Consider the following 11,603-nt stretch of genomic DNA (forward strand, 5'->3'; position numbering starts at 1 on the left):
ACCGTTTTTATTTAATCTCTATTTTGAAAAAAATAGTATCTTTCGGCAACTAATGTTGTATTTACTTTATGAAGAATCGTTTCTTACTTGTGTTTTTATTTGTTTTTGGTTTTATAACGGCGCAAGAAGCTTCAAGTTTTGAGAAATCACCAATATTTCCTGAGTGCGAAGCACAACCTATTGACGAATTGAAAACATGTTTTAATAATAAAATCAATGCTTATATTTTTAAAGCGTTTAAGGTTCCTCAAATAGTTAATGATGATAGCTATAAAGGTGAAATTAAAGTGCTTTTTGAAGTTGATAAAGAAGGTGAGATTTCAGTACTTTATATAGATGCAGTTTATGACGAGCTCAAAGAAGAAACAAAGCGCATTTTTGATTCATTGACAAAAGTAACTCCAGGAACATACAACGGGAAGCCTACATTTTATCAGTACTCATTAGGTATAAAAATACCTTTAGTAGATCTATTGGAAATTCAAACCCAACAAGCAAAAGTGAATACCATAAAACTTATTGAAACTACAGATATTAATACAGATGTAAGCGATGAATATAAAAGTGTCACTGATAGTAGCGTTACATACGAAAAGCTAGAATACAGCAGTCAGTTAAATATTCCATTTACACATAACTATTATGCTAGGTTTGACCAAGAAATGAATGGTCTAGGAACCAATAGCCATACAGCAGCGAAACCATTTACTTATGATGAAGTTTCGGTTTATTATGATTTTAAAGCCGAAAAAGAAGGGTTGGTAAAAGGCAGTGAAGGATGGTGGAGTAAAAAATTATGGAATGAGCATTTAGTTGAAGTTCAAGGGAAAGACTATTGGTTTACAGTAGATCCTATTTTTGATTTACAAGTAGGTAAAGATACCGAAGCAGATTTTAGTTCTACCTACAATAATACAAGAGGAATTTTTATTCAAGGAGGCTTGGGTAAAAAGTTTAATTTCACAACCTCTATTTATGAAAGTCAAGGTCGTTTTGCACAGTACTTTAATGAGTATGCTTTAAGCTTACAAGCTGAAGGAGGTGAGCCAATCGTGCCAGGAAGAGGTTTGTCTAAACTTTTTAAAGATGGCGGCTTTGATTACCCAGTTGCAGAAGCTTACATATCGTACTCACCAGCAAAATTTATCAATGTTCAATTTGGGCACGGTAAAAACTTTATAGGTGACGGTTATAGATCATTATTTCAAGGAGATGCTACGAGTCCGTATCCGTTTTTTAAACTCAATACCAAATTTTGGAAAATTAAATATACCAATACTTGGATGTGGCTTAGAGATGTAAGAGGAGAAGTCACAGAGGATGGTGCCTTTTTAACTAAATATATGGCAAACCACTATTTGAGTTGGAATGTCACCAAGCGATTAAATATTGGTTTATTTGAATCTGTACTTTGGGCAAATGATAATAATAGAGGATTTGATATTAATTATTTAAATCCGGTTATTTTTTACAGAGCTATTGAGTTTTCTACAGGACAGGATGCTGGTAATGCTATTTTAGGAGCATCCGCAAAATATAAGTGGAACAACAAAATAAATCTCTATGGACAGTTTATACTAGATGAATTTGCTATTAATGATGTCACAGCAGGAGATAAGAGTTGGAGAAATAAGTTTGGCTACCAATTAGGGATTAAATATTTTGATGCTTTTAAGGTAGATAATTTATTGCTTCAATTTGAATACAATAGAGTGCGACCATATACCTACTCGCATAATTCTATCGTGTTAAACTATGCGCATAACAATCAGCCAATGGCGCATCTTTGGGGAGCGAATTTTAGTGAAGCTATTCTAATAGGTCGTTACAATTACAAACGTTGGTTTGGTGATGCTAAATTTATCTTCGGAAAGCGAGGTTTTGATTTCAATGAAGGTGATGATTTTGCAAATTACGGAAGCAATATTTATAGAAGTGAAATAGATCGTAATGCCAATAATGGAATATCTGTTGGACAAGGAAACACAACAGATGTCTTTCAAGCAGATTTAGGTGGTGGTTATATCATCAATCCGGCCACTAACTTGAGATTATTTACCAATATCACCTTTAGAAATTACAATCCAGAAGCAAATACTGCAGCGGCCTTAAATACGAGTACAACTTGGTTTACGATTGGAGTAAGAACCGATTTGTTTAATTGGTATAATGATTTTTAGGAGTTAGTCCTTCAAACTCAAATAAAAAGGCCTCCTAATCTTTTCAGAATTAATAAACCCAGTTCCATAATTTAAAGCGTCATATGTTTTGGTAAGTACTTCGGTTTGACCCGCTTTTATTTCTTCGGAAATTTTAGATCTTAGGTCCTCTAGCATTTTTAGAAAGCTTTGATACTCCTCTTTATTAGACAACTTTCTATGACCAGGAATCACTTTAATATCCTGATCAATGGGTTGAAGACCTAGTTCTACAGCATTGATATAGCCGTTAACACTGACCTCAGAGTCTAAATCTATATAGGGATAGCGTTCTTTAAAGTAGGTGTTCCCTGTGTGCAGCACATTACTTTTAGTAAAAGATAGAAGTGCGTCACCATCTGTATGCGCGTGTCCTATGCGAAACACACGAATTTTCTCTCCGTTTATAAAGAGGTTGAGTTCATCCTTAAAGGTGATAATTGGCAAAGCTGCTTTAGCTTCCGAAGAACTGTCATGCTTTGGTGTCGATTGCATATGTTGTCTCACATTATCATGAGCAATAATTATCGCGCTTAGCTTTCGCATATTTTCGTTTCCACCTGTATGGTCACCATGATGATGCGTTTTGACTAAAAATTGGATGTCTTTATCGCTTAACGCTTTAATAGCAGTGAGGATTTTTTCTGAAAGCGGTGCAAATTGGTTCCAATTATAAAAACACCATCTTCTCCTATGGAAACCCAATGTTTCCGACAGCACCTAAGAGCATATACACGTGGTCTGAAACTTTTACAGTCTCCATTTCAACGTTATCAAAACGTTGTACGTTCCCGAAATTTACGAAGAGAAAAAAAAGAAATTATTATAAGCACAGATAAATATTTCATGAATATTTAAAAAAAAAGAGTCTTATAAAGATAGATCAACTCAAAGAGGTTAATGCGATGTGGAATTATAAATGTGTTTTTAAATTCAGGTTGCTTTTAACTCAATAGATTCTTATATAAATCAATTTAAGGCGATTTCGGGAAAAGTATATAGTACAAGTTTTGATTCTAATATTTAAAATTAAATCAAGTTCAGTTTGTCAAAGTAAGCAGTCATTTTTCTTAACAGTATTTAATTATGTTTTGAATTGTCCAAAAGCTTTTTTCAGAGTATCTTTGCAAACGCAATAAAACCTCTTGTATTGAGTACTGTAAAATCATCTGTGAATCAAGTGTCATTAATTTCTGATTTTAAGGAAATAACGAAAATGAGACTGTCTATAAGCGTCGTGTTTTCTGCACTTGCTGGTTACCTTCTTGGTGTTGTTGGCCAGGTTGATTTTTACACGCTAACGTTATTAGCTTTTGGTGGTTATTTTATGGTTGGTGCGTCCAATGCATTTAATCAAATTATTGAAAAGGACTTAGATGTGTTAATGGATCGCACTAAGAACCGGCCAGTTCCTGCGGGTAGAATGAGTGTTAGATCTGCATTTATTATAGCAACAGTTTTCACTCTTTTAGGGATCACTGTACTTTATATTATTAATGAGCGTACAGCGATGTATGGGGCAATTTCTATTTTTCTTTATACGTGTGTATATACACCTTTAAAAACCAAAACACCCTTGGCTGTTTTTGTAGGAGCTATTCCTGGAGCCATCCCGTTTATGTTAGGTTGGGTAGCTGCAAGAAATGATTTTGGCATTGAATCTGGAACCTTATTCGCGTTACAGTTTTTTTGGCAATTCCCTCATTTTTGGGCTATTGGGTGGTTTTTATTTGACGACTACGAAAAAGGTGGTTTCTATATGTTACCCACGAGAAAACGAGATAAAGGAACAGCAGTGCAAATTATTATGTATACTATTTGGACGATACTTATATCTATCATGCCTGTTTTTAATGTGACTGGTGATTTAAAACTGTCTGTGGTGGCAGCAGTTGTCGTCTTTTTAATAGGCTTAGTAATGCTCTATTATGCATTTGAATTATTTAAAAAAAGAACAACCAAAGCAGCAAAACAATTGATGCTTTCTAGCGTAATTTATATTACACTATTACAAATTGTTTACGTTGCAGATAAATTTATAAGATAAAATGGATTTAACACAAGGAACATTAAAAGAAAAGAATGATAGAGCCAAACGTATGATGCTTTGGTTTGGAATAGGATCTTTAATCATGTCGTTTGCAGGTTTAACAAGTGCTGTTCTAGTAAGCAGAAAACGTGAAGACTGGATGACCGATTTTACTATGCCAAAAGCATTTTTTATAAGTTGCGTGCTCATCGTGATAAGTAGTTTAAGCTTTGTTGTAGCAAAAAGAGCTTTAAAAAATAATAATAGGAGCCTAACAACAGCAATGTTGGTGTTGACTTTTGTTTTAGGTATAGGCTTCATAGTGAGTCAGTATGCAGGTTTTAATCAAATTGTAGCCTCTGGCTATTACTTTACAGGAGAAGCATCTAATGTGACGATGAGTTTTATATACGTGATTGCTTTTTTGCATATTTTGCATGTTGCAGCAGGATTAATCTCATTATTAGTTGTTATTTATAATCATTTTAAACAGAAATATACTGCTACCGAAATGCTAGGTATGGAGCTTTCGGCAACCTTTTGGCATTTTGTAGATATACTGTGGTTATTCTTGTTTTTATTTTTAACATTTATAGTTTAATTTTTCAATCATTTTTATAAGCAAGAACTTTTGATTTAGTCTAGTATAGACCTCTGTTTTTAAAATTTAGAATCGGATGTTTTTTTAGATAGATAAAATGATTATTTTTGTGCAACTTTTAATAATTAAATGCTTTATATGGATACTACAGTAGCGAATACTGGAACAGAAGGCAAAAGCTGGGGTGGAGGAAAAGAGCCACTCAAGTCTAGTTATGGTAAAATGATGATGTGGTTTTTTATCGTATCTGATGCCTTAACGTTTTCGGGTTTTTTAGCAGCTTATGGATTTTCACGTTTCAAGTTTGTGGGCTCGTGGCCCATAGCTGACGAGGTGTTTACGCATGTTCCGTTTTTTCATGGGAATTACCCAATGATTTATGTTGCTTTTATGACATTCGTTTTAATTATGTCGTCTGTAACAATGGTATTAGCTGTTGATGCTGGTCATCACATGAAGAAATCAAAAGTAACATGGTACATGTTCTTAACTATTATTGGTGGTTTGATTTTCGTTGGCTCACAGGCTTGGGAATGGGGAACATTTATTAAAGGTGAATATGGTGCAGTACAAACAAAAGGAGGTAACATTCTTCAATTTGTTGATTCAGACGGGAAAAGAGTGGCTGTAAGTGAAATGGCAATCTCTGTGGAAGACGAGAGAGTTAGGCATTTGAAAAAAAACGGACTTTGGTTCGTAGAAGAAGGTCCTTTGCCAGTATATACAGTTCAAGAGGTCTATAATGGGTTAGTTGCGCATCCAAATGTGCATATAAGAACGCAAGATCTTAATGAGGAAGGTGAAAAAACAATCCTATCTAGAGAGGAGTCACTCACTAAATTAAAGAGAGAAGGGACGCTTGTTGTTCATGGCGCCAACTTAGAGGTTAATGAATATGGAGCTTCACTATTCGCAGATTTCTTTTTCTTCATTACAGGATTTCACGGTTTCCATGTATTCTCTGGAGTTGTAATTAATATTATTATTTTCTTTAATGTTATCCTTGGAACTTATGAGAGGAGAGGTAGCTATGAAATGGTAGAAAAAGTTGGATTGTATTGGCACTTTGTCGATTTAGTATGGGTATTCGTATTTACATTCTTCTACCTAGTATAATAAAGAATAAAAGTTAAAAAATGGCACAAGAACATAAATTGGAAATATTTAGAGGCACTCTTAAGTTTAAATCTAACACTCAAAAAATTTGGGGTGTTTTAATTTTCTTAACTTTAGTGACCATAGTGGAAGTTGTTTTGGGGATTTACAAACCAGAATTCTTAATGCATTCATGGATAGCACCCTTTGAAGGTGGGCTTTTAGCAACTTTAGGGAACTTGTTTTTGTCTCCAATTATTTATATGAAGCCATTAAATTTAATATTCATTGTATTAACAATTGTTAAGGCATATTATATTACTTGGGACTTCATGCATATGAGAGACGAAACAGGAGCATTAAGACGTATGGTCGTTTGGACTGGTGTTTTCTTAGTATGCTACTTAATTTTCATCTTATTACAAGAGGGAGGTTACATTCAAGGTGTTTATGAAAACGGTTTTATTAAAACAGATTTTTAACATAGTATTATCATTATAAAGTATAGTAAAAGACGGTTTTTTAAACCGTCTTTTTTTATTTTTGCAGTATGGAAAAAAGCAATATCAAACGGAATCTTGTATTAAGCATATTATTCTTTTTACCTGTAGCATTCTTATTGATGCTGTATCCCTCTACACATAACTATGACCCTTTAGAAATAGTAGGTGATAATGTCGCAGATTTAGAATTATTCACTTCAGATTCTGAAGCCGAAGTCCTCCTTAAAGACCATATTACTATTGTTGGCTTCCTCGGAAATGATCCACAAAATCACCTCATAGCTGCTTCAAATCTTAAAGAGTTAGTCTATGATAAGTTTTTAGGATTTAAGAAATTTCAAGTGGTTATTGTTTTACCGAAAGGAACTGAATCTGAGGCGGAAAAATTTCATAAAGAAATCGATAACTATGCAGATATGCGCTTTTGGCATTATGTCTTTGGACAGCCAAATGATATTAAAAAAATATTTGATAGTCTCAAAACAGAAGAACCTTTAGATGGTGATTTGTTTACAGATCATGTATTTGTCATCGATAAGGATTTAAGCCAACGTGGACGTTTAGATGATAGAAAGGATAAGGAGAAAGAAAAGAAAGAAATAATTTATCCTTTGTATTCTTATGACTGCATTGAGATTGACGAAATTAAGAACAAAATGAGTGATGATCTGAGGATTTTATTTACCGAGTATCGTCAAAAACGTAAGGGTAAATTTGATTCGTCATCGCGACGAGCAGAAGATTTAAATGCTAACGATAAATAAATTATTATGAGCAAAAAAAAAACAAATTATTCTTATATAGGTATCGCTTTTATTCTTTTAGTCTTCGGAATTATTTTTGTTCCAAAGATTATAAATAGAGTAAAAGGTGGAGATATCGTAAGATCTGAAAGTAGATCAAAAGAGGTGTCATCAGATGCTAAAGGTTTTGTGTCTGATTTAATGTTCTTAGAGATTAACGGTCTGCCTAAAAAAGTGCCACCATTCTCTTTTGTTAATCAAGATGGAAAAACCATCACAAATAAAGATTATGAGGGTAAGGTGTACTTAGTAGAGTTTTTCTTTACAACGTGTGGTTCAATTTGTCCAAGAATGAATAGAAACTTAGTAGAGATTCAAAACACCTTTTCTGATTTTGAGAATTTTGGAGTGGCTTCATTTACTATAAATCCAGAATATGACACACAGGAGGTTTTAAAAGCATATGCTGAAAATTATGGGATTACTAATCCAAACTGGCATTTTATGACTGGAAATCAAGATATTATTTATGATTTAGCAAATATAGGTTTTAATATTTATGCGGGGGAAAATCCAAATGTTGATGATGGCTTTGAGCATTCAGGAAACTTTGCGCTCATAGATAAAGACGGTTTTATGCGCTCTAGAAAAGACAACTTCGAAAACCCTAAAATTTTCTATAAAGGCATTATTAGTGAAGAAGAGAAAGTTGATGATGATGGAGAATCCGAAGAAATAAGTATGCTTAAAGAAGATATCGCTAAACTATTAAAAGAAGATTAATTGAAATGAATACTGTAGAAAATCCTTCCGAAGAAAAAAAATATAACAAATGGATCGTTCTTTTGGCTGTTGTTATTCCTGTAGTCGTTGCCGTTCTTTCAAGATTGAAATTACAAGATTTTGGGATTGAAGTAGAACCACTATCAATTTTACCTCCAATTTATGCAACAATTAATGGGTTAACTGCATTTGTTTTAATTTTTGCAGTGGTCGCAATTAAAAATAAAAACAGAAAACTTCATGAGCGTTTAATGAAGTTCGCAATCACATTATCGGTTGCGTTTTTAGTGATGTACGTCGCGTATCACATGACTAGTGATTCAACGAAATTTGGCGGAGAAGGTGCTATAAAATATATATACTATTTTATCCTTATTACACATATATTATTGTCAATTATAATTATTCCTTTCGTATTGGTTACATATGTAAGAGCCATTACTCATAATTTTGAGCGTCACAAGAAAATAGCAAAAATCACATTTCCATTATGGCTATATGTCGCTGTAACTGGAGTTGTAGTGTATGCTATGATTTCACCATATTATATTTAAATCATGAAGCAAAAGATTTTCTTTTTTCTTTTTTCATGTTTCTTTTTTCTAGAGGGCAATGCGCAATGCGCAATGTGCAGGGCTGTATTAGAAAGTGAAGAAGGCCAAACGACGGCCGAAGGTGTTAATGATGGCATCATGTATTTAATGGTAGTTCCATATCTATTAGTTGCAGGTATTGCATTTATAATCTATTGGAAGTTCTTTCGAGAACGAAAAGAAATACAATAACATTTGAAACCATTATAACAATCTTGATATTTAGAAGTCTTATAAATATTAATCAATAATCTAATTCTTAACAAATACTTAGCACAATTGGTTTTCGATTTTGTGTAATATTGTATGAATTAATATATCATATTTATGATTCAAATCAAGGATTTACACAAGTCATACCAAATGGGGAGCAACTCGCTCCATGTTTTAAAGGGTATTAATTTTGATGTAAAAGAGGGTGAGCTAGTTTCTATTATGGGGTCTTCGGGATCTGGTAAGTCTACTTTACTAAATGTTTTAGGGATGTTAGATGAGGCAGATGAAGGAAGCTACATATTAGATGGTGTGCCTATCAGGAATCTTAATGAAAAGGTAGCAGCACGATATAGAAATAAATTTCTAGGCTTTATTTTCCAATCTTTCAATCTTATTAATTATAAATCTGCTTTAGACAATGTTGCATTGCCATTATATTATCAAGGGATGAAACGTCATGAGCGTATTGAAAAAGCGGAGTACTATTTAGAAAAAGTAGGGTTAGCTGAATGGTCTCATCATTTACCAAACGAGCTATCTGGTGGTCAAAAACAACGAGTAGCGATTGCAAGAGCGCTAGCAAGTGAGCCTAAAGTGCTTTTGGCAGATGAACCAACTGGAGCCTTGGATTCTGTAACCTCATATGAGGTAATGGACTTAATACAAGGTATCAATGACGAGGGTAAAACAATTCTTATTGTCACACACGAACCAGATATTGCACAGATGACAAAACGCATTGTGAATTTAAAGGATGGTATAATTATCGATGATAGTCAAGTAAAACAAATTAGAGCAAAAGTTCATGTTTAATATAGAGCGTTGGCAAGAAATATTTCAGACTTTAAGCAAAAACAAGTTGAGAACTGTCTTAACAGGTATCTCAGTGGCTTCAGGTATTTTTATTTTTATAGTCCTTTTAGGTTTCAGTTCTGGAGTTCAAAATGGTGTTAAAGCCCAGTTTGCTGGAGATGCTACTAATAAAATTAGTGTAAGAACTCGTGTTACAACTAAACAGTATAAAGGTTTAAATCCCAATAGAAGAATTCAATTAAAGAATGAAGACTTTGAGAATATATCCAATATTTACGGTGACTATTTGGAGTATAAGTCTGGCGGATACTCTAATTGGGGCGCACAATTAGTTTATAAAAAAGAATCAGGAAATTTCAGTGTAAGAGGTGTTCATCCAGATTTTCAATTCATTGAAAATGCTATAATTTCTGAAGGTCGTTTTGTTAATCAAGGGGATATTGAAGACTCAAGAAAAGTTATTGTTGTTAGTAATAAAGCGAAAACAGAACTATTTAAAGGTGAAAATCCTATTGGGGAAATGGTCTCTATTTATGGTATCAATTTTAAGGTGGTGGGGGTTTATGCTGATCCAGGTGGTGAACGAGAGGAGAGTCAAGTCTATATTCCAATTAGTTCAGCTCAAATTGCGTTTAATGGTGCAGATAATTTGAGAGATATGTCTTTTACGGTGGCTATGTCTGATGATTTTGATGACACTGTTGAACTGTCGAAAAATTTAATTGCGAGTATCGATAATGATATAAAAACAAAGTATACCATAGCGCCAAATGATAGAGCTGCAGTTCGTATAGACAATACGCTAGAAAAAGCGCAAAAAATATATTCTTTAAGTAATATAATCGAGGCGGTATTTTGGTTTGTAGGTATAGGCACTATTATAGCCGGTATTGTAAGTGTGGGTAATATTATGATAATTATAGTTAAGGAACGTACAAAGGAAATTGGGATAAGAAAAGCCTTAGGCGCAGAGCCACTATCCATTATCTTTATGATTCTTCAAGAATCTATTTTTGTGACTATGTTCTCTGGATTATTTGGTTTAATAATGGGATTGGGGTTATTAGAATTTATCGGGCCAACTATTGAAAATGAATTTATTAAATATCCACAAGTAGATTTTAACACAGCTCTGATAACGGTATTTATACTAGTTGCTGCGGGAACCTTAGCAGGTTTTATTCCTGCATATCGCGCAGCAAAAATCAAACCTATTGTAGCTCTAAGAGACGAATAAGATGTTTAATAAAGATCGTTGGAACGAAATATTAGAAGCACTAACCGCTAACAAGTTTAGAACTCTGTTAACGGCTTTCGGTGTGTTTTGGGGAATTACCATTTTGGTTTTACTACTCGCTTTAACTAATGGTCTTAAGAATGGCGCTACGGTTGAATTTAATGATTTTGCCACGAATTCTATTCTCACTTGGTCGCAAGGTACTTCAATGGCGTATAAAGGTTTGCCAAGGCGCAGACGTTTTAGCTACAAGTTAAATGATATTGAAGCTCTAAAAACCGAATTTTCTGAAATAAAATATGCCTCTCCAAGAAATAAGCTTGGTGGCTATCGTGGAGAGAATAATGTAATACGGGGAACCAAAATTGGTGCTTTTGGAATTTATGGTGATTATCCAGATTATATTAATCAAGAACCAATGGATATTCTTGAAGGCAGATTTGTGAGTTATTCTGATATAGAAGCTAAGCGAAAAGTCTGCGTTATTGGTATCGACGTGATTACAGGTTTATACGATAAGGATGAACCAGTCATAGGCTCTTATATTGAAATAAATGGTGTTAATTTCATGGTAGTTGGAACATTTAAGAAGCCTAATAGTCAGGGAGATGCTGAGGAAGACGCCAATACTATAATTATTCCTTTTACGACTTTCAATCAAGCGTTTAATCAAGGAGATCGCATCTATTATATGGTTATAACTGCGTATGATGCCTATGATATTACAGAGCTTAAAGAATCCATATTTAGTTTTCTTAAAGTGAGACATACCGTCCACCCTAATGATATGAG

The 11,603-nt window shown here is 33.7% G+C and carries 13 protein-coding genes; 12 read left to right on the forward strand and 1 reads right to left on the reverse strand.

Going from position 1 to position 11,603, the window contains the following annotated elements:
* Positions 1-68: 68 nt before the first annotated feature.
* Positions 69-2,180, forward strand: a complete 2,112-nt coding sequence (locus ACJAZK_RS07405; RefSeq protein ID WP_415223358.1) for a gliding motility protein RemB — start codon at positions 69-71, stop codon at positions 2,178-2,180.
* A 3-nt stretch (positions 2,181-2,183) separates the two neighbouring features.
* Here ACJAZK_RS07405 and ACJAZK_RS07410 read toward each other — a convergent pair whose 3' ends face one another.
* Positions 2,184-2,903, reverse strand: coding sequence for an MBL fold metallo-hydrolase (locus tag ACJAZK_RS07410; protein WP_415223359.1), 720 nt, complete (start codon positions 2,901-2,903; stop codon positions 2,184-2,186).
* A gap of 445 nt (positions 2,904-3,348) precedes the next feature.
* On the opposite strand from ACJAZK_RS07410, the gene cyoE reads away from it, so the two are divergent.
* The 11 genes from cyoE to ACJAZK_RS07465 all read left to right on the forward strand — a co-directional run.
* Positions 3,349-4,245 (forward strand): heme o synthase, encoded by an 897-nt coding sequence (gene cyoE / locus ACJAZK_RS07415; protein ID WP_415223360.1) that lies wholly within the window; start codon positions 3,349-3,351, stop codon positions 4,243-4,245.
* A gap of 1 nt (position 4,246) precedes the next feature.
* The gene (locus tag ACJAZK_RS07420) at positions 4,247-4,828 is read left to right on the forward strand and encodes a cytochrome c oxidase subunit 3 (protein WP_415223361.1); all 582 of its coding nucleotides are present in this window, start codon (positions 4,247-4,249) and stop codon (positions 4,826-4,828) included.
* 138 nt (positions 4,829-4,966) lie between these two features.
* Entirely contained in the window at positions 4,967-5,944 is a 978-nt protein-coding gene (locus ACJAZK_RS07425; protein WP_415223362.1) for a cytochrome c oxidase subunit 3, read from the forward strand.
* Between the two features lie 20 nt (positions 5,945-5,964).
* The gene (locus ACJAZK_RS07430) at positions 5,965-6,405 is read left to right on the forward strand and encodes a cytochrome C oxidase subunit IV family protein (RefSeq protein WP_415223363.1); all 441 of its coding nucleotides are present in this window, start codon (positions 5,965-5,967) and stop codon (positions 6,403-6,405) included.
* 68 nt (positions 6,406-6,473) lie between these two features.
* A complete protein-coding gene (locus tag ACJAZK_RS07435) occupies positions 6,474-7,190 on the forward strand; it encodes a hypothetical protein (RefSeq protein ID WP_415223364.1) in 717 nt (238 codons plus the stop codon).
* Positions 7,191-7,196: 6 nt separating this feature from the next.
* Positions 7,197-7,952: an SCO family protein gene (locus tag ACJAZK_RS07440; RefSeq protein ID WP_415223365.1), complete on the forward strand. Its 756-nt coding sequence runs from the start codon at positions 7,197-7,199 to the stop codon at positions 7,950-7,952.
* A gap of 5 nt (positions 7,953-7,957) precedes the next feature.
* Positions 7,958-8,506 (forward strand): DUF420 domain-containing protein, encoded by a 549-nt coding sequence (locus tag ACJAZK_RS07445; RefSeq protein ID WP_415223366.1) that lies wholly within the window; start codon positions 7,958-7,960, stop codon positions 8,504-8,506.
* A 3-nt stretch (positions 8,507-8,509) separates the two neighbouring features.
* Complete coding sequence (locus tag ACJAZK_RS07450) at positions 8,510-8,737, forward strand: hypothetical protein (RefSeq protein ID WP_415223367.1); 228 nt, start codon at positions 8,510-8,512, stop codon at positions 8,735-8,737.
* A gap of 135 nt (positions 8,738-8,872) precedes the next feature.
* A complete protein-coding gene (locus ACJAZK_RS07455; RefSeq protein ID WP_415223368.1) occupies positions 8,873-9,574 on the forward strand; it encodes an ABC transporter ATP-binding protein in 702 nt (233 codons plus the stop codon).
* Positions 9,567-10,811 carry an ABC transporter permease gene (locus ACJAZK_RS07460; protein ID WP_415223369.1) on the forward strand — a complete coding sequence of 415 codons (1,245 nt, stop codon included), beginning with the start codon at positions 9,567-9,569 and terminating at the stop codon, positions 10,809-10,811. Before ACJAZK_RS07455 ends, ACJAZK_RS07460 begins: the two co-directional genes overlap by 8 nt.
* Position 10,812: 1 nt before the next feature.
* Positions 10,813-11,603: ABC transporter permease (locus ACJAZK_RS07465; RefSeq protein WP_415223370.1), on the forward strand; the 791-nt coding region annotated here is incomplete at its 3' end.

The sequence above is a fragment of the Psychroserpens sp. genome (genome assembly GCF_047633235.1).
Classification (GTDB): Bacteria; Bacteroidota; Bacteroidia; order Flavobacteriales; family Flavobacteriaceae; genus Psychroserpens.